Raw genomic sequence first — 23,230 nt, 5'->3', positions numbered from 1 at the left:
ATCAGGGCTTGTAGTAGGTCACGGTCGCGTAGGGCAGCGGGTTGAGGGTGCCCTGGGACTCGGCATACTCCATGAACATCTCGTTCTCACCGACGCCGGAGTCGACGTAGTCACCCTTGTTGGGCAGCTCTTCACGCTTGAGCAGGCCGTTGTAGCCATCCTTGCCGGAAGCGATGTAGGTGTTGGCACCGACGCGGTACACCTTCTCGTCATCCAGCGGCTGCCACTGGCCGTTGGCGTCCAGCAGTTCCAGCTTGGTGATGCGGGAGCCCTTGGCCAGCTTGCCGTCGTAGGTGTAGCTCAGGTGGCCGACGTAGGGGAAGGCACCGCTGGAGGCGGCGATCCCGGTCTCCAGACCGATGGAGTAGTCAACGGCGTACTCCAGGGTGGCCCGAACGTCCTTGCCCTTGAGGTTGAAGGCGGCGATCTTGTTGCCAAACGGCAGCAGGGTACCCATCACGTAACCGACCGAGAGCGGGCCTGCGTTCACGTCGGCGCGCACGCCACCGGCGTTCTGGATGGTGAAGTCGACCTTGGTGTTGAGCTTGTTGAGCTTCCAGTAGAGCGACTCGGCCACCAGGGGATCGATGAGGCCGGCGCCGTCCGGGGTGGTCGGCACGCGCACGTGGGTCAGCTTGGTCGGCACGTCGGCGATGATCTTGGCTTCGAGCTCGGCCACGGCCGGCTTGTACTCGGTGTCGATCACATCGCGCATGGCGGTGTCTTCCGGCACGATCTCGATGACCGGGGACTTGTTGATGAAGTCGACCACGTTGGTCTGCTCGGTGCCGCTGAGCGGCACTTTCTTCTTGGCGACTTCCTTGGTGAAGTCATCGCCGGTCATCAGGGTGTTGCGGCCCTCACACTTGGTGAGCTGGCCTTCCTTGCTGAGGGAGACGTTGACCAGGCCGTAGCCCTTGGCCCATTCACCGGCCTGCACGATACAGGTCTTGCCGCCGTCCGGGTTGCTGACGATCTGTGCATAGGTATTGTCGTCGGCCGGGTTCTGGTTGTGGGCGGTGTAGCCGATGCTGTTGAGCTCGGTGATGTCGCCGAGGAAGGTCTGGGAGTGACCGCCGACGATCAGGTCGATGCCGTTGACGGCCTTGGCGACCGCCTGGTCATTTTGCAGGCCGATATGGGTGACCATGATGATCTTGTTGGCACCCTTGGATTTGAGGGTATCGACCATTTTCTGGGCGGTCTCAATCATCGGCAGGAATTTGGTGTCGGTATCCGGCGAGGAGATGTCATGCATATTTTCCAGCACCAGCCCGAAAATACCCACGCTCTCGCCATTGACTTCCTTAATGACATATTCGTGAATATTTTCACTGTCCTTCAGGGTGGCGCTACTGGATTTCACCATATTGGAAGCCAATACCGGGAAATTCACCCGTGAGACAAAGTCTTTAATAGCCTGGTTGCCCAGATCGAATTCGTGGTTGCCGAGCACCATGGCATCGATACCCATGTCGGAGAGCAGCCGGGACTCCTCTTCACCCTTGAACTGGGTGAAATAGAGGGTGCCCTGGAAGGCGTCGCCACCGTTGAGCACCATGAAGTTGCGGCCCTCGTTGGCGGCCTGGCTGCGCAGCTCGTCCAGCTTGAACTTCAGGCGCGGATAGCCGCCCAGCTTGGCGTTGAACTTGAACAGCTCCTGGCCGGTGGGCTGGATCGCCAGCGCATTTTCGGTCGGGTCGAGGTGGGCGTGGGTATCATTGATGTGGGCAATGGTCAGATCCAGCGGAATATGTTCCTTGCTGCTGTTTTCTGAATTGCAGGCGGTCAGCCCGAACAGGGTAATAGAGACGGTGACGGCCAGTAGCGTCTTCTTCATCGGTAATATTCCTCTTGTTGTTATAGTCCTGTATATCGTTCCTGCATGACAGGAGTGTGGCGATTCTAGGCAAAAAGTAATAATTGGAAATAAACAGAGCTGATTCCTTTGAGCTACTGCACATTAATAAAGCAAGTAAACGTTTGCTCTATTTGGCAGAGCAGGGGAAGGCGCGGCGGGGATTTTCCGCCAGCATGGGTGTCAATGCAACCCCATTGGTGTCAGGGACGCTTCAAGGTGCGGGAGTGGGGCTCAGCTGCTGCAGAAATTGCTGTGGGGTGAGCGGGCGGCCATACAGGTAGCCCTGCAGGTAATCGACCTGCCGCTCGACCAGAAAGTCGGCCTGCTCCTGGGTCTCGACCCCTTCGGCGATGGTTTGCAGCCCAAGCCGGGTCGCCAGGCTGATGGTGCTGTCAAGAATATGACGGGAGAGGGCGTTGGTGCCGATCATGGCGACGAAGCTCTGATCGATCTTGAGATAGTCCACGTGAAACTGCTGCAGATAGGTGAGGCTGGAATGGCCGGTGCCAAAGTCGTCCAGCCCGATCCTGACCCCCATCTGCCGCAACTCCTCAAACAGCCGCTCGGTGAGGTGGTTGGGAGTGATGAGCTCGCGCTCGGTCAGCTCCAGCACCAGGGTGATCGGGTTGGCGGTGAAGGCGGCGAGAAAGCTGCGGCAGTCATCCAGCAGGCTCAGCTGCTGGCAGTGGCGGGCACAGATGTTGAAGCTGAAGTGGAAGCGGGGCGGCAGCGCCGCCGCATGGGGGGCAAACTGCAGCCGCACCTGCTGCATCAGGGTCTGGGTCATCAGGATGATGAGTCCGCTCTCCTCCGCCAGCGGAATGAAGAGATCCGGCCGGATCAGCCCCTGGCGGTGATGCTGCCAGCGCATCAATACCTCGCAGCCATGCAGTTGGCCGTTCTGGCTGACGACGATGGGCTGCAGATAGGGCACGAACTCCTGCTTGATGATGGCGCGCCTGAGCTCCTGGGTCGGGGTCGAGATATGGCTCCACCAGCGGTAGGTGGCGAGGCCGGCCAGCCCCCCGAGGGCCAGGATCAGCAGCACCATGCTGCCCTGCTTTTGCAGGGTCATGGCCAGCACGGCACTCAGCGGGAACCCCTGGTTCAGGCTGTAGCCGAACGTAGTCGAGTCGAGCCGGTAGTTGAAGCCTCGCAGCCTGGGCGGTTGGCCATCGTGCACCTTGCCCTGCAGGTCGAGCCACTGCTGGCCTATCTGCACCCAGCTGTGGGGCCCGGCGAGGTGCCACTGCAACGGCTTGCTCAGATGATAGGGGTTGATGGCGACCACCACCGCATGATCCCCTTCGCTCAGGTGGTAGAACAGCAGCGACGGTTTACGTCCGAGCCGGGTGACCGCCTCCAGTCTGAGCAGCTCGTGCTGGCTGTTCTGCAGCCGGTCTTTGAGATCGATCTCGTCGAAGATGGAGGAGCAGTAGAGGCGACCGTTGCGGGAGAGGTTGACCGAGCGCACATAGGGGGAGGTGGCGACCAGCACCCGCAGCTCGCGGGCCACCTCGCGGCAGGGACGGCTGGCCAGCGGCAGCGCCGCCTTGGCCGCCAGGGTCGAGTGGTGCAGTGCGCTGTCGATCTGGGTCATGGCGCGTTCGGCGGCGGTCTGGGCCTGCTGGCGCGTCATCGACCAGGTCTGCCAGTAGAGGGTGACGAGGGAGATGAGGATCAGGGTGGCGCAGCACAGCAGGCTGGCCAGGAGACGAGGCATGTTGCTGCGACGCAGAAAAGGAAGAGCCATGGGCCACGCCTCGATGAAGAGTCAATTGAACAAAAAAAGGTCGGTCATACTACACAATCACACCTCAATCTCATAGCCGGTACAAGGGGCGGCATGGGCGGGCGCAGGGGGTTGGAAATGCCAAAAAGCAAAGACGGCCCGCAGGCCGCCTTTGTTTGTCATCGCAGGAAAAGCGCGTTTACAGCTGCTCGATGCCGACGATATGCCAGGGGGCATTGTCCTTGGCGAGGTTGCGCTCGAGGTGCCACACCTCCTTGATGTCCTCCTCGACCTGCTCCTGGCGATCCATGTAGCGGCCGCTGAAGCGCACGCTGACCTGGGCCCAGTCGCTGCCGTAGTCGGCGCGCACCAGCTGGGTGTCCACATACATCACTTCGGTATGCTGTTCACCGCTGAGTTCGGCCCGCTCGGCCTTGAGCTGTTCAAACAGCTCCGGGCTCACGTACTCGCGTACCTTTTCCAGATCGTTTTTGTTCCAGGCTTCCTGCAGGGTGCGGTAGTGATCGCGAGCCCCGGCCAGGAAACCGTTCATGTCAAAACCTGGCGGCAGGCGGAACGGCACGTCGCTGTCGGCAAAACCGGTGGCCTGCGGGGCGCTGTGGTTCTGCTCGAACTGCTGGGGCGCCGCGCTCTGGGGCGGCTGATAGCCGGCATAGGCTGTCTGCTGCTGTGGCGCCGCCATCTTGCCCTTGCGCAGGGTGCGGATCAGGAACACGGCCCCCAGTGCCAGCAGGGCGATCAGCAGGAAGTCCATCCCTTGCAGACCTTCGAAGGCGCCGCTGCCCAGCAGGTAGGCGAACAGACCACCGGCCAGCAGGCCGCCGAGCAGGCCGCCCATCATGCCGCCCTTCTTGGGTGCCTGGGCGCCCACGGTGGGATTCTTGGTGTCGACGGGTTTGGCGGCCGGTTGGGCCGGAGCGGTTTTATAGCTCTTGCCAAAGGATTTGCCGCCGCCAAATTTCTTGGCCTCGGCAATGGGTGCCCCCAGGCCAATGGCCAGGATCACGGCAAACAGGGTCAGCATCTTTTTCATTTTGACTCTTTTCACTCTCATCAGTGGGTGGGGCATGCTCTGCTTTGGCAAGCTCAGCGAGGCGCATGGCAGGCTGCCTGTCCCTCGTTGTATTGCAGCTTGCGACTATGATTAACATGGTTGGCATGAATTATTCATGAACAGATTGCCCCGATCGGGGGCGTTGCGAGGAGACAGGCCATGAAAAGTCGACGACCGAGCCGCAAGGAGCGCAAGCTGCGCAACAAGGCGAGAGCCAAACCGCAGGATCAGACCCTGGTCTGGCCCTTCATGATTGTATGAATGCGAGACGGATTTCATCGACAGGCGGCGCCAGCAACCATCAGGAGGGCGGTTGTGGCTGACAGAAGTGAATAGCGTGCATTTGCACTCGCGATGACGGGGTTTCTTTTGTAAAATTCCCGTCCCCTTCCCGCTGCGGTTTTTATGTGTATGGCAGAGCAAGTGACGGCGAAAAAAGACGCCAAGACACAACAGCTGAAAGTACCTCCCCACTCTTTTGAGGCCGAACAGTCCGTACTGGGCGGCCTGATGCTGGACAACGAGGCCTGGGATCGGGTCGCCGAGCGGGTGATCGACAAGGATTTCTACAGCCGCCCGCACCGCCTGATCTTCCAGGCCATGACCCGCCTCTCCAATGCGGGCAACCCCATCGATCTCATCACCTTGCAGGAGGAGCTGGAGCGCTCCGAACAGCTGGAAGAGGCCGGTGGCTTCGCCTATCTGGTGGAGATCGCCAAGAACACCCCGAGTGCCGCCAACATCAGTGCCTACGCCGAGATCGTGCGTGAGCGGGCGGTCGTGCGAGAGATGATCTCGGTCGCCAACGAGATAGTCGAAGCGGGCTACGAGCCGCAGGGGCGCACTTCCAATGATCTGCTGGACCTGGCCGAGAGCAAGGTGTTCCAGATCGCCGAGCAGCGCACCAGTGCCAACGAGGGCCCTCAGCCGCTCAAGCTGATCCTCGAGCAGACCGTCGACAAGATTGAAGAGCTGTTCAAGACGCCCCACAACGGGGTGACCGGGGTGGCGAGTGGTTACGGTGATCTCGACAAGATGACCGCCGGCCTGCAGCGCTCGGATCTGGTGATCGTCGCGGCCCGTCCCTCCATGGGTAAGACGACGTTTGCCATGAACCTGTGCGAGCACGCGGCCCTCACCGCCGACAAGCCGGTGCTGATCTTCTCCCTCGAGATGCCCTCCGAGCAGATCATCATGCGTATGCTCGCCTCGGTGGGGCGCATCGACCAGACCAAGGTGCGGACCGGTCAGCTCGACGACGAGGATTGGGCCCGTCTCTCCTCCACCATGGGATTGCTGCTCGAGAAGGGCAAGATGTATATCGATGACTCCTCCGGCCTCACCCCGACCGAAGTGCGCTCCCGTGCCCGTCGGGTGGCGCGGGACAACGGCGGCATCAGCATGATCATGGTGGATTACCTGCAGCTGATGCGGGTGCCGGCGCTGTCTGACAACCGTACTCTGGAAATCGGTGAAATCTCCCGCTCCCTCAAGGCGCTGGCGAAAGAGCTGCAGTGCCCGGTGGTGGCGCTCTCCCAGCTCAACCGAAGCCTGGAACAGCGTGCCGACAAGCGCCCGGTCAACTCGGATCTGCGGGAATCGGGCTCCATCGAGCAGGATGCGGACTTGATCATGTTCATCTACCGCGACGAGGTCTACCACGACGACAGCCCCGACAAAGGGATCGCCGAGATCATCATCGGCAAGCAGCGTAACGGTCCCATAGGGCGAGTGCGGCTCACCTTCCAGGGTCAGTTCTCGCGTTTTGACAACTACGCGGGCCCGGCGTTTGATGATGACTACTGATCATCGTCAGCGCGATCCTGAAGAGAAAGAAAGTGGTGAGAGTCATCGCTGCAAAGCTGCGTAACGGTGCCAATATGCGGCCGGGTACGTCTCACCTTCCATGGTCAGTTCTCGCGTTTTGACAACTACGCGGGCCCGGCGTTTGATGATGACTACTAAGTAAGCCGGGAGCCTGCTCCCGGTATTCAGAAACAGTTTTCCCGGTTCGACAATTCTGCCGGTCCGGCCTTAGACGATGACAATTAAGGGCTGACACCCTCCGGTGCCTGGCGCGTTCGCGCGTTATCATGCCCTCGTAAGGGAAAACAGATGAAAGCGGCTATCGCCCAAATCAATACCGCGGCCCTGCGCCACAACCTCGCCGTGGTGAAACGCCACGCCCCCCAATGCAAGATCATTGCCGTGGTCAAGGCCAACGCCTATGGCCATGGGCTGCTGCCGGTCGCCCGCACCCTGGTGGATGCGGATGCCTACGCAGTGGCCCGCATCGAAGAGGCGCTGATGCTGCGCTCCTGCGCCGTGGTCAAGCCCATCGTACTGCTGGAAGGCTTCTTCAGCGCGGCCGACCTGCCGGTGCTGGCGGCCAACAACCTGCAGACCGCGGTGCACACCTGGGAGCAGCTCGAAGCGCTGGAGCAGGCGGATCTGCCTGCCCCCGTGGTGGCCTGGCTCAAACTCGACACCGGCATGCACCGCCTCGGCGTGCGGGCCGACGAGATGCCTGCCTTTATCGAGCGGCTCGCCAAGTGCAAGAACGTGGTTCAACCGTTCAACATCATGACTCACTTCAGCCGCTCCGATGAGCTGGAGCAGCCCACTACCCGCGAGCAAATCGACTTGTTCAGCAAGTTGACCGCGCCGCTTCTGGGCGAGCGGGCCATGGCCAACTCGGCGGGCATCCTGGCCTGGCCGGATTCCCACTGCGACTGGATCCGCCCCGGCGTCATTCTCTACGGCGTCTCCCCTTTCCCCAATACGGTGGCGGCCGATTACGACCTGCAGCCGGTGATGACCCTCAAGACACAACTGATTGCAGTGCGGGATCACAAGGCGGGCGAGCCGGTGGGCTATGGTGCCAACTGGGTGTCGGATCGCGATACCCGGCTCGGGGTGATTGCCATCGGCTATGGCGACGGTTATCCGCGCATGGCCCCCAACGGCACGCCGGTGCTGGTCAACGGCCGCATCGTGCCGCTGGTGGGTCGGGTCTCCATGGACATGACTACGGTGGATCTCGGCCCCGGCGCCACCGACAAGGCCGGTGACGAGGCGGTGCTGTGGGGTGAAGGGCTGCCGGTAGAGCGGGTGGCGGACCAGATCGGCACCATCCCCTACGAGCTCATTACCAAGCTTACCTCCCGGGTCTTTATGGAATACATCTAGGTACCGTGAGCGCCAAACGTCAAAAAGCCCCGCATGCGGGGCTTTTTTATGTGTCGTCAGCGACCTGCGGGTTACCGAAGTTACTGCCTGTGCATCCGCACGAACTTTTCCATCAGCTGATCGTCGGTCTCCACGTGGGCGGGATCCCGGAGGATGCCGTCCATGTAGAGCAGACGCTGATGCCGATGTTACTGCCGGTGCATCCGTACGAACTTCTCCATCAGTTGATCTTCGGTTTCCACCGTATGGAGGGGATCCCGGAGGATGCAGTCCATGTAGAGTAGATGCCGAAGTTACTGCCGATGCATCCGCACGAACTTTTCCATCAGCTGATCTTCGGTCTCCACGTGGGCGGGATCCCAGATGATGCAGTCGATGGGGCAGACACTGATGCAGGTCGGCTTCTCGTAGTGACCGACGCACTCGGTGCAGCGACTGGGGTCGATCTCGTAGATCTCCTCGCCCAGGCTAATGGCCTGGTTCGGACACTCGGGATCGCACATGTCACAGTTGATGCACTTGTCGGTGATGAGCAGTGCCATCTCAGGCGGCCGAGTGCGGCTGACGGGTATCCTGGCGCTCACCGAGGTTGCGCAGCAGGATGCCGTAGTCAACGTCCACTTCCTTCGGCACCGGCACATAGACCACGTGGCCGTTGCCCGGCGCGGTGTCGATGAGCTCGCCCTTGCGGTTTTGCATCTGCTCCAGATTGAAGCTGAGGTTGCCCTGCGGGGTCATCAGTTCCAGGCTGTTGCCCACCAGGAACTTGTTCTTCACCTCGACTTCCACCATGTCACCGTTGCGACCGGTGATCTCGCCAACGAACTGCTGGGTGTCGGAGACCGAGTAGCCGTAGTCGTAGTTCTGGTATTCGCTGTGGTTGTGACGGCGCAGGAAGCCCTCGGTATAGCCGCGGTGGGCCAGATTTTCGAGGGTGCCCATTAGGCTGCGGTCAAACGGCCGGCCGGCGACCGCATCGTCGATGGCCTTGCGATAGACCTGGGCGGTGCGGGCGCAGTAGTAGAAGGACTTGGTGCGGCCTTCGATTTTCAGCGAGTGCACGCCCATCTTGGTCAGTCGTTCGACGTGCTCGACCGCGCGCAGATCCTTGGAGTTCATGATGTAGGTGCCGTGCTCGTCTTCGAATGCGCTCATGTACTCGCCCGGACGGTTGGACTCTTCCAGCAGCACCAGCGCATCGGTCGGTTTGCCCAGGCCCAGGGTGTTGTCCGGGCGGATGGCAATGGGCTCCTGACGGTGGACGATCTGGCCCACGTCATCTTCCTTGCCTTCGTGCACCTTGTACTCCCAGCGGCAGGAGTTGGTGCAGGTGCCCTGGTTGGGGTCACGCTTGTTGATGTAGCCGGAGAGCAGGCAGCGGCCGGAGTAGGCCATGCACAGCGCCCCGTGAACGAACACCTCCAGCTCCATCTCCGGCACCTGCATGCGGATCTCCTCGATCTCGTCCAGCGACAGTTCGCGGGAGAGGATGACCCGGGTCAGGCCCATCTGATGCCAGAACTTCACCGTGGCCCAGTTGACCGCGTTGGCCTGCACCGACAGGTGAATAGGCATGTCGGGGAAGGCTTCGCGCATCATCATGATGAGACCAGGGTCGGACATGATCAGCGCATCCGGCTTCATCTCCACCACCGGACGCATGTCGCGGATGAAGGTCTTGAGCTTGGAGTTATGGGGCTGGATGTTGGCCACCACGTAAAACTGTTTGCCGAGGGCATGAGCTTCGTTGATGCCGAGCTGCAGGTTCTCGTGATCGAATTCGTTATTGCGCACCCGCAGGCTGTAACGGGGTTGGCCGGCATAGACGGCATCGGCGCCATAGGCGTAGGCGTAACGCATGTTCTTGAGGGAACCTGCGGGGGATAGCAATTCTGGTTTAAACATGGCGGACTCTTCGTATCTGATTGCAAATCAGGACGGCGCCACCTGATGGCGCCGTATGGGTTGAGCTGCGCCGGGAGTGGGTACTCGCTCGGCGCGACCCGATAACGGCATATCCGGGCTGCAGCAGCAGGCACCGGATAAACGGGGTGCGAGATTGTACTCGCCCTCACCGCATCATGCAATTTGGCAGGGGAACGTCCCCGGCGCGAGTCGGCGGCCAAAAAAGGGGCGGTTCAGGCCCAGCGAGAGAGGGGGGAGGGCATGGCGTAGGCGTAGCCTTGCTGATAGTCACAACCGAGCCGGTTGGCGATTTCGATGTGTTGCAGGGTCTCGACCCCTTCGCACACCACCTTCATGCCGAGCCGCTGCAGGTATTCCACCAGACCGGTCAGCATGCGCAGGGCATGGGGTGTCTTGCTGGCTTGCAGCAGCAGGGAGCGATCCAGCTTGATGACCTCGTAGGGCAGCGCCAGCATGCGCTGGAAATTGCACTCCAGGGTGCCGAAGTCATCGCAGGCGATATGGGCACCGTGGCTGCGCAGTACCTCGATCAGCGCCCTGTGCTGCCGCTGTAGCGGGGCCTGTTCCAGCACCTCGAACCAGACCTCGATCCCCAGCTTGCGCGCCTGCATCAGCACCAGCAGCAACAGGTTTTGATAGGTGGGGCTGTTCAGGGTAGGGTTGAGATTGATGGAAAGAAAATAGGGTCCGGCCTGCGCCAGGGTCGGCAGATCCCGCATGATGGCCCTGAGCATGACGATGTCCAGATGGAGGGATTGCTCCTCACTGAGGGAGGCAAAGTCGATGCCCTGATAGCTCTGCTGGGCCGGCTCCCAGCGTCTGGCCAGCACCTCATAACCCTTGACCTGATGATCCCGACCGATGATCGGCTGATAGAAGGGCACGGCAAGATCGGCCACCGCGATGCTTGCCATGTCACTTATTGGGTACTCTTCTTGAAATGCAAACACGGCACTCACCTGTTGACCGATAGGGCTGCGGATAATACAGCAGAAGAGATCGGAAAAGCCTGTAGGAATCGTCTGATAGTTAACGTTAATTAATGCCTGCAATATAGGACTATTCCGATTAACGCTGACTCGTTTGCGTCATAGACTGGCCCGGTAAATATACGGTGGGATGATTATTAAAGAGCCGCAACGCCTCGCCGTGTTGATGATTCCACTCATCCCTCTTGTATAGATAGACGCTTGGAATGGTAATGAGGAAAGTATATTTGATCTTTTTTTTGCTGTTCAGCAGAAATCAGTATCGAGACTTTATATGATCACATGCTTAGCCAGCAAAGAACACATTTGAAATTGCTTCGCCATCAGGGGGTCGACGGTGTTTGTAAAGATTGCCATTCATGACGTGACTTATGATGACGCCAGCCATGGGACATTCGAGCTTTTTATAGAACGGGGGTCAGGTGGCGAGTTCGTTCAGACTAATTGTTTCGGAGAATAGGGCGTAAGCGCTCTGATTATTTATAAATATTAATAATCTGGGATAGATAACAGATCACATCATGTATGATGTTATAAATTTCATTGCTACCTAGATGATTTTAAATAGTAAGCTATTATTAATGCATGTTCTTATTGGATGGAGTATATAAAGTAAAATTTTAAATATTTAATCTGTTCTCTTAAATAGTTTTTCCCATTTACTTATCTATTGATACATACAACTATTCAGGGAGCAACTGCTTCAAGTGGAAGCAATGACTGTTTGTGTTGCTCCGGCTGTACGGCCTGTGCCAGCCAGGCCCAGTCGAGCAGGGGGGTATCGGCTTTGAAGCGCTGATAGGCAAGGCCCTGGTCGACGGTCAGAAACAGGGTGGTGGGCAGGCCGATGCGGTTGGTGTAGCGCACCATCACCTCGCCGCGATAGGAGCTCAGTCGTTGCTGCAGCTGCGGCAGACTCAGCCCGTTTGCCTGTCCCTTTTCATCCCAGATCTCGAACATGGTCATGTCTCTTGATGCGATGGCAATACTGTTTCCAAAAGCGGACCGGCAGGCAATTGTCAGATCTGACAGTGTCAAATGGAGAAAGGCATGAAAAGCGAAAACCCGGCACTGGGCCGGGTTTTCTTGAATGATGGTGGAGGGAGAAGGATTCGAACCTTCGAAGGCAGAGCCGTCAGATTTACAGTCTGATCCCTTTGGCCGCTCGGGAACCCCTCCACAGGGGCCTTGCATATTGTGTTCAGGAAGATGGTGGAGGGAGAAGGATTCGAACCTTCGAAGGCAGAGCCGTCAGATTTACAGTCTGATCCCTTTGGCCGCTCGGGAACCCCTCCACGGGGTATTTTCCTGATTGTTGCACTTGAATGGTGGAGGGAGAAGGATTCGAACCTTCGAAGGCAGAGCCGTCAGATTTACAGTCTGATCCCTTTGGCCGCTCGGGAACCCCTCCCCAAGTGCGAGGCGCATACTATCAGATCTTCGCTCTTTGTGAACCCCTGGTGGGCCTATCTGGCGATAAAAAAGTGCCATTCGGTCATTTTTTGATATTTGTCGCTCATTTTTCACGCTTATCAACGACTTCCCTGTCGCTGTCAGAGCGGATCCAGGACTCATCGCGGGTGTGAAGCACCATCAGACAACATGCGTCGAGTAGCGTTTTGTACTGAAAAAATCACCTTCTCTTCTAAGTGTGATGGCCGACCGCTTCCTTGATGGACATTGCTGCTGCCGCATTTTACTCTCGCTATGTTATTCAGCTGTTAACATGGATTGTGGACTCTCCCTATGCAGGCTCTCGATATCGCCGTGTTGCGCGGCCAGTTTCCCGCTCTCAATCAGCTGGTTGAGGGTAAAGCCCCCATCTTCTTCGACGGCCCCGGTGGCGCTCAGGTGCCACATGCCGTACTCACCGCCATGACCGACTACCTCGGTCACTTCAATGCCAATCTGGGCGGCCCCTTTTTCTCGGCCAGGGTGACCGAGCAGCAGGCACTGCGGGCCAGGCTGGCGGTGGCCACGTTGCTGGGGGCTGAGCGGGCAGAGGAGATAGTGTTTGGCGCCAACTTCACCACCCTGACCTTTGCGCTCAGCCGAGCGCTGGCGCGGGAGTGGCAGGCCGGTGACGAGATCATCGTCAGCGCGCTCGATCACTACTCCAATGTCTCCAGCTGGCAGCAAGCGGCGGTGGATCGCGGCGTGGTGGTGCATCAGGCAAGAGTGGACGTGGCCAGCGGCGGGCTGGACTATGAGCATCTGTTCAGCCTGCTGGGGCCCAAGACCCGGCTGGTGGCGGTGACGGCGGCCTCCAATACTACCGGCACTCTGGTCGATATCCCTCGCATCGCCGATGTGGTGCACGGGGTAGGGGCGCTGCTCTATGTGGATGCGGTTCACTTTGCTCCCCACGAGCGTATCGATGTGCAGGCCTGGGATTGCGATTTTCTGGGGTGTTCCGCCTACAAATTCTTCGGCCCGCACCTCGGTATCCTCTATGGCAAGCATCGCCACCTGGCGCATTTCACTCCCTACAAGGTTGCACCGGCCAAGAACGTGGCGCCCTACAAGTGGGAGACCGGTACTCAGAGCTGGGAAGCGCTGGCCGGGGTGGAGGCCACCGTCGCATATCTGGCCTCCCTGTCCGGGTTGGATGGCGCAGAGCATGAGCTGGAAGCTCGCCTCGATCTGGCGTTTGCCCGCAGCCAGGCCCATGAACGCCAGCTCAGCGAGCACCTGCTGGCCAAGCTGGCTGAGAGGCCCTGGTTCACCCTGCACGGCATTCACGGCAGCCAGGGGCGCACCCCGACCTTCGCTCTGACGTCAAATCGCCATACCCCGGCCGAAATGGCCGAGTTTTTGGGGCAGCATCAGGTATGCAGCTGGGCGGGCCATTTCTATGCCTTGGCACTGGTTGAGCAACTGGGTGTGAGCGATGGGGTGCTGCGCATAGGCTGCATGCACTACAACACCTCGGCCGAGATTGACCGCCTGTTTGCCCTGCTTGACGATATGCCGCATTGATATAAAACAGCCCGGTCATGCCGGGCTGTGTCGTCTCATCTCTCTGCTGCTCTCTGCTGCTCTCTGCTGCCTGCTAGCGGCCCACGATGGCGTGATGGATATCCTGCAGCGGCAAGACATGGCGGGCGGCGCCAAGCTTGATGGCCTCCTTGGGCATGCCGAAGACCACGCAGGAGGCCTCATCCTGGGCGAAGGTGTTGGCGCCCGCCTCCAGCATTTCCCGCAAGCCGCGGGCGCCGTCATCCCCCATCCCGGTCATGATGATGCCGGTGGCATTGCCGCCGGCAAACTTGGCCACCGAGCGAAACAGCACGTCCACCGAGGGGCGGTGGCGGTTGATGAGGGGGCCGTCCATTACGTCGACATGATAGTAGGCGCCGCTGCGTTTGAGCAGCATGTGCTTGCCGCCGGGGGCGATCAGCGCCAGCCCGGGGATCACCCTGTCATTGCTCTTGGCCTCCCGCACTTCTATCTGGCACAGGCTGTTGAGCCGCTCGGCAAACGAAGCGGTGAACTTCTCCGGCATGTGCTGCACGATGACAATGCCGGGGCAGACCCGGGGCAGGGTGGTCAACACGGCCTCCAGCGCCTGGGTGCCGCCGGTGGAGGTACCGATCGCCACGATCCGCTCGGTGGTCTGGGCCATGGCATGCTGGCTGGCGGCGGGCATGATGGCGTCGGCGTTGAGCTTGGGGGCGACGCTGGGGGCGGGCACTTTGGCCAGTCGTCTGACATTGGCCTGGGCGGCGGCGCGTACCGCCATGGCCAGCTCTTGCGCCGACTCCTGCAGAAAGCTTTTCAGGCCGACGGTGGGCTTGGTGATGATGTCCACGGCGCCGGCGGCCATGGCCTGCAGCGTGGTCTCCGCCCCCTTCTCGGTCAGGGAGGAGCAGATGACCACAGGGGTGGGGTGTTCGGCCATGATCTTGGTGAGGAAGGTAATGCCGTCCATGCGCGGCATCTCCACGTCCAACACGATCACGTCCGGCCATTCCTTCTTCAGCTTCTCCAGTGCAAACAGCGGATCAGACGCGGTGGCGATGACCTTGATATCCGGCTCCTGCTCGAGAATGGCCTGCAATACCTGCCTGACCACGGCGGAATCATCCACCAGCATGACCTTGATCTGTTTCATTCCCGTCCCCTTAGCGATGTGGCAAGCGGTGATGACGCACCCAGACATTGCCGTTGGCCAGCTCAAAAATCAGGCTTCTGTGTCCCGCATGGCCAAGATGGTGGGCCTTGATGGTGAGGCCCAGGTGCTGGGTCAGTTGCCAGGCGGCCTTGATGTTTCTGATGGCCACATTCATGGTGTTGAGCGTTTGTTGTTCGATAAACATGTTGCCGCCGCCAAACAACTTGACCTCGTATTCGTGGATGGGGGCGGGGTACTTGCTTATCTCATTGATAAATAATTGGATTGCCTCATCGGCATAGCGGCCGTCCAGACTCATGGTGCTGTGGCCGCGGCTGGGCAGCATGTAGTGGCACATGCCGCCTCGCTTCTGTTCCGGGTGCCACATGGTAATGGCCACACAGGAACCAAGATGGGTGCGGATGATGGTGTCATCCTGCCCAAAATAGAATTCACCGGGTTGCAGCGAGACCTCTCTCATATTGAAACCCTTATGGTTTCAGATAAATGGAAGGCGATACTAGTTGCAGGCCGTGGGGCAGACCGTTCAGGCTCTCGGCATGGCTGACGATGAGATAGCCCCCTTTGCGCAGGCGCGGTACCAACCGTTGCAGTACCTGCGCTTTGGTCTCCCGGTTGAAATAGATCATCACGTTGCGGATCAGGATGACGTCGAACAGCCCGATGTCGGGCAGCTCCTGATTCAGATTGATGTGATGAAACTGCACCTTCTCACGCAGCTTGCGATCGATGATGAAGGTGCCTTCCTGAAAACCGACCCCTTTCAGGCAGTACTTCATCAAAAATGGCAGCGGGATGTTGTGGGCCCGCTCGATGGGATATTGTCCCGCTCTGGCCTGCTCCAGCACCCGGGTCGAGATATCCGAGGCGATCACCTCCCAACCGCCATGGTTCAGATTGTCGGCCAGGGTCATGGCCAGGCTGTAGGGCTCTTCACCGGAAGAGCTGGCCGCGCTCCAGATCCGCACGGCCCTCTCCTTTGGCAGTTGTGCCAATACCTTGTTGCCGAGAAATTCAAAGTGCTTGGGTTCGCGGAAAAAATAGGTCTCGTTGGTAGTGAGCAGATCGAGTGCGACCTGCAGCTCTGCCCCCCGGTTATTCATGATCAGGCTGAAATAGTCGCCGTAGCTCTCCAGCTCGTAGTGGCAGAGCCGTTTTGACAGGCGGCTGGCTACCAGGGCCTTCTTGGCCGGTGACAAGTCGATACCCGCCGTCTGGTGGATCCAGCGTTGAAACTGCGCAAATTCATCATCATGCAACTGGGTCTGATACACGCGCAAACTCCCTGCGGTGAGCGGGATGCGGGTGAGCTTGGCCCACCCGCATCAGGCTAGAAGCGGATAAAGTCGGCGTCATTGTGAGGGCGGGGTGTGGTGCCTACACCTTCCTGGCCGTTGCCCTCGTGCATGAAGCGCCCCCGTGGGCCACCACGGGCCGGAGCCTTCTGGCTGGCGCCGTGCTTGTGCTGTTCCAGCGTGAAGAACTCCATTGCCAGTTGCAGCTGCTCTGCCTGGCTGCTCATCTCCTCGGCGGTGGCGGCCAGCTCCTCACTGCAGGAGGCATTTTGTTGAGTGACCTGGCTCAGCTGATTCATGGCGATGTTGATCTGGCTGACGCCGGTGGACTGCTCGGCGGAGGCAGCGCTGATCTCCTGCACCAGATCCGAGGTCTTGTTGATGGAGGGCACCATCTGATCGAGCAGACGGCCCGCCTTCTCCGCCATGTCGACACTGCTAGAGGCCAGCTCGCCAATCTCCTGGGCCGCTACCTGGCTGCGCTCCGCCAGTTTGCGCACTTCGGCGGCCACCACGGCGAAGCCCTTGCCGTGATCCCCGGCCCGGGCGGCCTCAATGGCGGCATTGAGGGCCAGCAGATTGGTCTGGTAGGCGATGTCGTCGATGATGCCGATCCGCTTGGCGATCTGTTTCATGGCATCGACCGTGAGCTTGACGGCCTCACCGCCTTCCACGGCCTCCTTGGCGGCCTTGCTGGCCATACCATCGGTGACCTGGGCATTGTCGGTGTTCTGGTTGATGCTGGCGCTCATCTGCTCGATGGAGGCGCTGGTCTCTTCCATGCTGGAAGCCTGTTCGCTGCTTGACTGGCTGATGGACTGGGCGGTGGCGCTGACCTGCTCGGCCGCGCTGGAGAGATTGTCGGATGCGCCCCGTACTTCGGTGACGATATTGGTCAGCGAGACGATGGTCTGGTTGAGGGAGTCCTTGGTGGTACCAAACACACCGGGGTAGTCGGCCTCGACCTGTTGGGTCAAGTCGCCTCTGGCCAGGGATTGCACCACCCGGATCACGTCGTTGAGGCTGGTGTCGATCACCTCAGCGATGCGATTGATGCCCTCTCCCAGGGTCTGGAAAAAGCCATTCTTGCCGGTCAGATCCATGCGGCGGTGCAGTTCGCCGTTGATCACCGCCTGTACGATCTCCGACATCTCCCGTTCGATGGCGACTTCCTTGGTGCGATCCGACCACTCGACCACGGAGCCGAGCCGTTCGCCATCGTCGCTAAATACTGGGTTGGCGATGAGCGAGAAGGTGCGCCCGCCGAGCAGGATCTGGGTGCGATAGGTGTTGTTCAGCTTGGCCAGCATGCTGCGCTGATGGCCCGGATTTTTGTGGAAGCTGTCGATGTTGGCCCCCATCAGGGTGGCTGAATTGAAGTTGTAGAGTTCTTTGCGAATATCGGATTCAGCCAGGCTCAGCATCTCTTTGACGGATTCATTCATGTAGATGATGTTGAGATCGGTGTCGGCGATCATCACGTTGGTGCTGGCACCATCGAGCGCCTTCTTGACGCGCAAACTCTCTGCTGCGGCGATCTTGGCCGCAGCGCTGGCTGCCTTCATCTCATTCTCGATAGCGATCTCCTTGGTCCGATCGGCCCACTCGACAACGGAGCCAAGCCGTTCGCCGCCATCGTTGAAGACCGGATTGGCGATCAGCGAGAAGATACGCCCCCCGACGGTTATCTGGGCGCGATAGGTGCTGTTCAGTTTGGCCAGCATGCTGCGCTGATGGGAGGGGTCTTTGTGGAAGGTATCAATGTTCTTGCCCATCAGCTGTCTGACATCAAAATTGGGCAGATCCTTGCGAATGTCCGATTCGGCCTGGCCCAGCATGGCGAGTACGGCTTCATTCATATAGACGATGTCGAGATTGGTATCGGCGATCATCACATTGGTCGAGGCCCCATCCAGCGCCTTGCGCACTCGCAGGTTTTCATCATACAGGGTCTGGTTGGCACTGATGGTGGCGAGGGTGTTGCTAAGGCGCTCCCCCAGCAGCGCCAGCACGGTATTGAACTCCTGACAGAGTTCCCGCAGCGGGCCGCTGAGCGAACCCAGCTCAAGCTGGGCTGATTGGTCGCCTTGTCTGATCCTCTGCTGGAGCGATCGGGTTGCACCAATGAGCTGGAGCAGTTGTTCCTGCAGCAAGGCATGAGCGCTGCCGTTGCCGAACAGATTGCCAAAAAATGATTGAGTCATGAGCCTTATCCTTGTGCGACATGTCATTGCTGTGTGGTGTGGTGAGCGACACTCTTGTTGCTTGCTACGCCTGAATCACGGTGTTTGTGGCTTCTGTTCCAGCAACCGTTCCTGCTGCTGGGTCAGTTCGCTGAGCTGTGCCATTTCGTCGATGGAGAGCACCTTCTCGGTATTGATGAGGATGACGAATTTGCCATTTACCTTGCCCATGCCGCTGATAAAGTCCGCCCGGATGCGAGCCCCGAAGCTCGGTGGCGGCTCTATCTCATTGCAGGGAATGGTCAGCACCTCGGAGACGGAGTCGACCACCACGCCGATGTCCTGATTGCCGTGTTCAGGGTCGTCCGGATGCACTCCCTCGATAATGACGATGCAACTGCGGCGGGTGATGCTGGAAGGGGCATTGCCAAAGCGGGCATTGAGATCCACCACCGAGACCACGGCTCCCCTGAGGTTGATCACGCCGCGGATGAAGCTCGGCATCATGGGAATGGGGGTGATGTTGCCGTATTCGATGATCTCCTTGACCCCGAGAATATTGATGGCAAACATCTCGCCGTTGATGAGAAAGGTCAGGTACTGGGCATCGCCCTGGTTATCAGGGGCCAGCGTGCCGGGTTGGACGGCCACTTCGGTAGACATGCTCATGGGGCTCTCCGGTTAAAAACGGACAAAATCGGCCTCGTCAACCTGAGGTTGCGCTGCCGTATTGCCGTGCAGTGGGTGCTGGGTCGGCATGACAAATTTGCCTCTGGGGGGCAATCCTTTATGTCCGCTTTCGTGAGTCCTTGCCGGTTTGCTCAGGTTCTCCAGCGAGAAAAAATCCATGGTTTGCTGCAGCTCGTTGGCCTGAGAGCTCATCTCTTCGGCCGTGGCTGCCAGCTCCTCGCTGCTGGCGGCGTTTTGCTGGGTTACCTGGTTGAGCTGGCTCATGGCGAGGCTTATCTGGTTGGCGGCGCTGGCCTGCTCACCGGAGGCGGCATTGATCTCCTGCACCAGATCGGAAGTCTTGCGAATGGAGGGCACTATCTTGTCGAGCAGGCTGCCGGCCTTCTCGGCAGTATCGACGCTGCTCGATGAGAGCTCGCCTATCTCCTGCGCCGCTATCTGGCTGCGTTCGGCCAGCTTGCGGACCTCGGCGGCCACCACCGCGAACCCCTTGCCGTGTTCACCGGCCCTTGCTGCCTCGATAGCGGCGTTGAGTGCCAGCAGATTGGTCTGGTAGGCAATGTCGTCGATGATGCTGACCTTGCGGGCGATCTGCTGCATCGCGGCCACCGTCTGCTGGACCGAGCGGCCACCTTCGGTGGCTTCAAGCACGGCACTGCTGGCCATGTTGTCGGTGACCTTGGCGTTGTCGGTGTTCTGGTTGATGCTGGCGCTCATCTGCTCGATGGAAGCGCTGGTCTCTTCCACGCTGGCAGCCTGTTCGCTGGTGGCCTGGCTCAGGGACTGGGCCGTGGTACTGACCTGATTGGAGGCATTGGTCAGGTTGTCGGCGGCGTTGCGCACTTCTTCGATGATGGCGGTCAGCGCCTCTATGGTGCTGTTGAGGCCATCCTTGGTCTGGCCAAAAATACCCGGATAGGGTTGTTCTATCTTCTGGGTCAGATCACCCCGCGACAGGGCGGTGGCGATGCGCATCACATCGTTGAGGCTGGTATCGGTGACGTTGGATAGACGGTTGAGTAGTTCGGACAGCCGTTTGATGTAGCCCTGGCGTCCATCCAGTTCGATCTTGTAACTGAAGTTTCCCTGCTCGACGGCGGCAGTCACCAGGGTCTCGATGTCGTTGATGAGTGCGGTCAGCTTGTTGACCATGTTCTGCATGGCCAGCAGCAGTTGTCCGGCTTCGTCGTGGGCTCCGATGTCGATGGTCACATCGAGGTTGCCTTCGGCCAGGTGGTTGGCTACCTGCAGTGCCTGGTTGATGGGGGAGATGATGCTGCGGATAAGGACGATGCCAAACCAGGCGGCAGCCACCATGCCCGCGGCAACGACCGCCAGCATGGTGAGCAGCATGACGTCGTACCAGGCCTGCGCCTGCTCGTACTCGGATTTGGCGACGTCGAGCTGCAGGCTGACCAGCTCGGTTATCTTGCCGCCGATGGGATCGATGGAGCTGTAAAGCTTGCCGTCAAATTCGTTGAGCATGCCGGTGACGACACCGCGCTGGGTCGAGAGAAATGCTTCCAGCCGGGTAATATCCCGATCCGCTGCGCTGAACAGGCTGTTGGCCTCGGCTGACAGCTTCTGCTCGGCTTCGGTCAGCTTGGTGGCCTGGTAATGCTGCCACTCCAGCTTGATCTGCTGCTGGGCATGCTGGATCTGCTGCCGCGCCTCTTCGGCACTGATGAGGCCCGCATTGGCCTTGTTGACGTTGTCGATGATGGCGACGGCATAATTGTCTGAGATGGTCTTGAGCTGTTTGAGCGGCACCACCCGATCGTTGTAGACCCGCTGCAGACCCTTGTTGCTGCTCTGCATGTTGTAGAGCCCTAATGCACCCACTCCCAGCAGCAGTGCGCAGAGCAGGCAGAGTAGAATGGTGAGTCGCAGCTTGATGGTGGAGTTTTTGAACATGACAGGCTCCTGGCGTTAATTGACTCTAGGTTGGGTTTGCAGACGTGGAATGGCGTACTGGCTCAGCTGGCCCAGCTCCTGTTCGATGGCGTGCTGAATGAGAGAGGGGATATCCAGAATGAGGGCAACTTCACCGCCTCCCAGAATGGTGGAGCCGCTGATCCCCTGCAGGCGCTGGAACAGCTTGCCGAGCGGCTTGATGACGGTCTGGAATTCACCCAGCAGCTCGTCGACCACCAGGCCGGATTTCTTGCCGCCGTGGCTGACGACCACGATGTTTTCCCGGCGTCCTCTGGTACCCTCGACATCGAAATAGTGTTGCAGCCGGACAAAAGGCAGCACTTCGCCGCGCAGATTGATGTAGTTGCGCCCCTGGGTATCAGCCAGCGCGCTCTGGGTCAGCTCCACACATTCGATCACCATGTCGAGGGGGATGACGTAGTGGGTCGTGCTGACGCGTACCAGAAAACCATCGATGATGGCCAGAGTGAGCGGCAGCCGGATCTGGACCCGGGTGCCGAGGCCGGGTCTACTGTCGAGTTCGACACTGCCGCGCAGGGCCTGGATGTTGCGTTTGACCACATCCATGCCCACCCCGCGGCCGGAGAGATTGGTAATGGCCTCCGCCGTGGAGAAGCCGGGTTCGAAGATGAGCTGGTAGATCTCCTGGTCCGTCAGAGTGGCATTGGTGGTCACCAGGCCGCGTTCTTGCGCCTTTTGCAGGATCTTGGCCTTGTTGAGGCCGGCGCCATCGTCCTGGATTTCGATGACGATGCTGCCTGAGTCGTGATAGGCGTTGAGAGTCAGGGTGCCCCGTGCCGGCTTGCCGGCGGCCACTCTTCTGTCAGCCGATTCGATGCCGTGGTCCATGGCGTTGCGTACCAGGTGCATCAAGGGGTCGCCGATCTTCTCCACCACCGATTTGTCCAGTTCGGTATCGCCGCCGGTGATGACCAAGGCGATGTCTTTGTCCAGTTCATGGCTGACATCCCGCACTACCCGCTGGAAGCGGTTGAAGGTATCGCCAATGGGCACCATGCGCAGGCGCAGCGCCCCATCCCGGATCTCTTCGACCAGCATGGCAATGGTGGAGTTGGCCTCCTGCAGCTGGCTGTCCCGTGAACGCTGAGCCAGCAGGTTGGCTCCCGAGCTGGCGACCACCAGTTCGCCCACCAGATTGATCAGGTCATCCAGCTTGTCGGCATGGACCCGGACATAGCGCCCCTCCTTGTTTTTGCTCTCCTTGCTCTGGCTTTGCTTCTTGAGCGCGGCATCCACCACCACCTCGCTGACGGCACCCTGGGCAATCAGGATCTCTCCCAGTCTACCGGCGTCGGTCTGCGGCTGTTCATGCTGGGCTTGCAGCCCGAGTACCAGCTCGCTGGCCGTCAGGGCGCCGGTCTTGACCAGCAGCTGCCCCAGCATCTCGTTGTCTTCCGGCAGGGCATTGATGAGGTCGATGTACTCGGCCAGCTTGCTGTGGGGAGGGATAATGGTGATGCGACAGTCATCGCGCACGAATTCGAACACATCGCTCAGGGCATTCTTGTCGGCCTGGGTATCCAGATCGAGTTCATAGCCCAAGTAGCAGCTCTCCGGATCGAAATGTTCCCAGTCGGGCAGAGCATGGTGAATGGTCTCGATGGCGCAGAGGGTACCCATGGTGCCGAGGTAACGCAGAAAAGAGGTGGGATCCATGCCGTTGCGCAGCACATCCGGGCCAAAGCGCAGGGAGATGTGCCACAGAGACGTGGCGCTGACATGACCTTCCTCCTTGCTGACCGGGCTGGTCTCGGCCGGTGGGTTATGTTCCGGCAGGCCGGCTTGGCTGGTGTTTTGATGGCGTGCCAGGTTGCTTCTCAGCTGCTCATCCTGAGCCTGCTCATCCGCACCGAGTGCTTCCCCTTGCTCGGCCACCAGGCTGACCAGGCGTTCGATGTGATCCCGGCTCTCCAGCAGATCCTTGATGAGTGCTTCACTGATCGCCAGCTGCTGGTTGCGCACCTGATCGAGCAGATCTTCGACGATGTGGGTAAAGCTGACGATGGGTTGCAGGCCAAACAGGCCGGCGGAGCCCTTGATGGTGTGGGCCGCCCGGAAGATGGCGCCGATGAGCTCGCTATTGTCCGGCTCGTTTTCCAGCGTCAGCAGTGCGGACTCCATCTCCTCGAGCAGCTCACGCGCCTCGGCGATGTAGGTTTGCAGTGCTTGATCAAGATTGATGCTCACGAATGACTCCTT

The 23,230-nt window shown here is 59.6% G+C and carries 18 protein-coding genes and 3 tRNA genes; 4 read left to right on the top strand and 17 right to left on the bottom strand.

The window, feature by feature from the left end; all coding sequences use genetic code 11:
• Position 1: 1 nt before the first annotated feature.
• The 3 genes from ACB032_RS16805 to ACB032_RS16795 form a co-directional block, all read right to left on the bottom strand.
• The gene (locus tag ACB032_RS16805; RefSeq protein ID WP_042065251.1) at positions 2–1,840 is read right to left on the bottom strand and encodes a bifunctional UDP-sugar hydrolase/5'-nucleotidase; all 1,839 of its coding nucleotides are present in this window, start codon (positions 1,838–1,840) and stop codon (positions 2–4) included.
• Positions 1,841–2,072: 232 nt separating this feature from the next.
• Positions 2,073–3,614, bottom strand: coding sequence for an EAL domain-containing protein (locus tag ACB032_RS16800; RefSeq protein WP_371138373.1), 1,542 nt, complete (start codon positions 3,612–3,614; stop codon positions 2,073–2,075).
• 178 nt (positions 3,615–3,792) lie between these two features.
• Positions 3,793–4,647: a Tim44 domain-containing protein gene (locus ACB032_RS16795; RefSeq protein WP_029301667.1), complete on the bottom strand. Its 855-nt coding sequence runs from the start codon at positions 4,645–4,647 to the stop codon at positions 3,793–3,795.
• A 432-nt stretch (positions 4,648–5,079) separates the two neighbouring features.
• Here ACB032_RS16795 and dnaB point away from each other — a divergent pair, with 432 nt between their 5' ends.
• From dnaB to ACB032_RS16780, 3 genes are all read left to right on the top strand, one after another.
• Complete coding sequence (dnaB, locus tag ACB032_RS16790; RefSeq protein WP_049047755.1) at positions 5,080–6,474, top strand: replicative DNA helicase; 1,395 nt, start codon at positions 5,080–5,082, stop codon at positions 6,472–6,474.
• A gap of 309 nt (positions 6,475–6,783) precedes the next feature.
• Positions 6,784–7,857, top strand: coding sequence for an alanine racemase (gene alr / locus ACB032_RS16785; RefSeq protein ID WP_371138372.1), 1,074 nt, complete (start codon positions 6,784–6,786; stop codon positions 7,855–7,857).
• A gap of 5 nt (positions 7,858–7,862) precedes the next feature.
• A complete protein-coding gene (locus tag ACB032_RS16780) occupies positions 7,863–8,141 on the top strand; it encodes a hypothetical protein (protein ID WP_371138371.1) in 279 nt (92 codons plus the stop codon).
• Positions 8,142–8,150: 9 nt separating this feature from the next.
• On the opposite strand, the gene ACB032_RS16775 is transcribed toward ACB032_RS16780, so the two are convergent.
• The 7 genes from ACB032_RS16775 to ACB032_RS16745 all read right to left on the bottom strand — a co-directional run bounded on the left by ACB032_RS16775 (position 8,151) and on the right by ACB032_RS16745 (position 12,183).
• On the bottom strand, positions 8,151–8,399 hold the full coding sequence (locus ACB032_RS16775; protein WP_005334896.1) for a YfhL family 4Fe-4S dicluster ferredoxin: 249 nt from the start codon (positions 8,397–8,399) through the stop codon (positions 8,151–8,153).
• Between the two features lies 1 nt (position 8,400).
• Entirely contained in the window at positions 8,401–9,762 is a 1,362-nt protein-coding gene (gene yegQ, locus ACB032_RS16770; RefSeq protein ID WP_017408769.1) for a tRNA 5-hydroxyuridine modification protein YegQ, read from the bottom strand.
• A 233-nt stretch (positions 9,763–9,995) separates the two neighbouring features.
• Entirely contained in the window at positions 9,996–10,733 is a 738-nt protein-coding gene (locus ACB032_RS16765; protein ID WP_065476044.1) for an EAL domain-containing protein, read from the bottom strand.
• Positions 10,734–11,459: 726 nt separating this feature from the next.
• A complete protein-coding gene (locus ACB032_RS16760) occupies positions 11,460–11,732 on the bottom strand; it encodes a hypothetical protein (RefSeq protein WP_371138370.1) in 273 nt (90 codons plus the stop codon).
• A 134-nt stretch (positions 11,733–11,866) separates the two neighbouring features.
• Positions 11,867–11,951 (bottom strand) — tRNA-Tyr (locus tag ACB032_RS16755).
• A 31-nt stretch (positions 11,952–11,982) separates the two neighbouring features.
• Positions 11,983–12,067: transfer RNA gene (locus ACB032_RS16750), tRNA-Tyr, on the bottom strand.
• A gap of 31 nt (positions 12,068–12,098) precedes the next feature.
• Positions 12,099–12,183: transfer RNA gene (locus ACB032_RS16745), tRNA-Tyr, on the bottom strand.
• A gap of 335 nt (positions 12,184–12,518) precedes the next feature.
• On the opposite strand from ACB032_RS16745, the gene ACB032_RS16740 reads away from it, so the two are divergent.
• Positions 12,519–13,751 carry a cysteine desulfurase-like protein gene (locus tag ACB032_RS16740; protein ID WP_371138369.1) on the top strand — a complete coding sequence of 411 codons (1,233 nt, stop codon included), beginning with the start codon at positions 12,519–12,521 and terminating at the stop codon, positions 13,749–13,751.
• Positions 13,752–13,824: 73 nt separating this feature from the next.
• Here the strand turns inward: ACB032_RS16740 and ACB032_RS16735 are convergent, their stop codons facing one another.
• From ACB032_RS16735 to ACB032_RS16705, 7 genes are all read right to left on the bottom strand, one after another.
• Entirely contained in the window at positions 13,825–14,886 is a 1,062-nt protein-coding gene (locus ACB032_RS16735; protein ID WP_011704959.1) for a chemotaxis response regulator protein-glutamate methylesterase, read from the bottom strand.
• A gap of 10 nt (positions 14,887–14,896) precedes the next feature.
• Positions 14,897–15,367, bottom strand: a complete 471-nt coding sequence (gene cheD / locus ACB032_RS16730; protein WP_011704960.1) for a chemoreceptor glutamine deamidase CheD — start codon at positions 15,365–15,367, stop codon at positions 14,897–14,899.
• Between the two features lie 10 nt (positions 15,368–15,377).
• Positions 15,378–16,181: a protein-glutamate O-methyltransferase CheR gene (locus ACB032_RS16725; protein WP_065476052.1), complete on the bottom strand. Its 804-nt coding sequence runs from the start codon at positions 16,179–16,181 to the stop codon at positions 15,378–15,380.
• Between the two features lie 56 nt (positions 16,182–16,237).
• Positions 16,238–18,406 carry a methyl-accepting chemotaxis protein gene (locus ACB032_RS16720; protein ID WP_371138368.1) on the bottom strand — a complete coding sequence of 723 codons (2,169 nt, stop codon included), beginning with the start codon at positions 18,404–18,406 and terminating at the stop codon, positions 16,238–16,240.
• A 75-nt stretch (positions 18,407–18,481) separates the two neighbouring features.
• The gene (locus ACB032_RS16715; protein ID WP_016349735.1) at positions 18,482–19,054 is read right to left on the bottom strand and encodes a chemotaxis protein CheW; all 573 of its coding nucleotides are present in this window, start codon (positions 19,052–19,054) and stop codon (positions 18,482–18,484) included.
• Between the two features lie 12 nt (positions 19,055–19,066).
• Positions 19,067–20,989 carry a methyl-accepting chemotaxis protein gene (locus ACB032_RS16710; RefSeq protein WP_011704964.1) on the bottom strand — a complete coding sequence of 641 codons (1,923 nt, stop codon included), beginning with the start codon at positions 20,987–20,989 and terminating at the stop codon, positions 19,067–19,069.
• Between the two features lie 15 nt (positions 20,990–21,004).
• Positions 21,005–23,218 (bottom strand): chemotaxis protein CheA, encoded by a 2,214-nt coding sequence (locus ACB032_RS16705; RefSeq protein WP_371138367.1) that lies wholly within the window; start codon positions 23,216–23,218, stop codon positions 21,005–21,007.
• Positions 23,219–23,230: the final 12 nt, after the last annotated feature.

The organism is Aeromonas sp. S5(2024), assembly GCF_041403025.1.
Taxonomy (GTDB): domain Bacteria; phylum Pseudomonadota; class Gammaproteobacteria; order Enterobacterales; family Aeromonadaceae; genus Aeromonas; species Aeromonas hydrophila.
The sequence above is the reverse complement of the archived record's forward strand: the minus strand, read 5'-3'. Positions and strand labels throughout refer to the sequence as shown.

Bases quoted from the DNA above. Each gene is read 5' to 3' on its own strand.
- ACB032_RS16805 (WP_042065251.1), bottom strand. From the start codon at position 1,840: ATGAAGAAGACGCTACTGGCCGTCACCGTCTCTATTACCCTGTTCGGG.
- ACB032_RS16800 (WP_371138373.1), bottom strand. From the start codon at position 3,614: ATGGCTCTTCCTTTTCTGCGTCGCAGCAACATGCCTCGTCTCCTGGCC.
- ACB032_RS16795 (WP_029301667.1), bottom strand. From the start codon at position 4,647: ATGAAAAAGATGCTGACCCTGTTTGCCGTGATCCTGGCCATTGGCCTG.
- dnaB (WP_049047755.1), top strand. From the start codon at position 5,080: ATGGCAGAGCAAGTGACGGCGAAAAAAGACGCCAAGACACAACAGCTG.
- alr (WP_371138372.1), top strand. From the start codon at position 6,784: ATGAAAGCGGCTATCGCCCAAATCAATACCGCGGCCCTGCGCCACAAC.
- ACB032_RS16775 (WP_005334896.1), bottom strand. From the start codon at position 8,399: ATGGCACTGCTCATCACCGACAAGTGCATCAACTGTGACATGTGCGAT.
- yegQ (WP_017408769.1), bottom strand. From the start codon at position 9,762: ATGTTTAAACCAGAATTGCTATCCCCCGCAGGTTCCCTCAAGAACATG.
- ACB032_RS16760 (WP_371138370.1), bottom strand. From the start codon at position 11,732: ATGTTCGAGATCTGGGATGAAAAGGGACAGGCAAACGGGCTGAGTCTG.
- ACB032_RS16740 (WP_371138369.1), top strand. From the start codon at position 12,519: ATGCAGGCTCTCGATATCGCCGTGTTGCGCGGCCAGTTTCCCGCTCTC.
- ACB032_RS16735 (WP_011704959.1), bottom strand. From the start codon at position 14,886: ATGAAACAGATCAAGGTCATGCTGGTGGATGATTCCGCCGTGGTCAGG.
- cheD (WP_011704960.1), bottom strand. From the start codon at position 15,367: ATGAGAGAGGTCTCGCTGCAACCCGGTGAATTCTATTTTGGGCAGGAT.
- ACB032_RS16720 (WP_371138368.1), bottom strand. From the start codon at position 18,406: ATGACTCAATCATTTTTTGGCAATCTGTTCGGCAACGGCAGCGCTCAT.
- ACB032_RS16715 (WP_016349735.1), bottom strand. From the start codon at position 19,054: ATGAGCATGTCTACCGAAGTGGCCGTCCAACCCGGCACGCTGGCCCCT.
- ACB032_RS16710 (WP_011704964.1), bottom strand. From the start codon at position 20,989: ATGTTCAAAAACTCCACCATCAAGCTGCGACTCACCATTCTACTCTGC.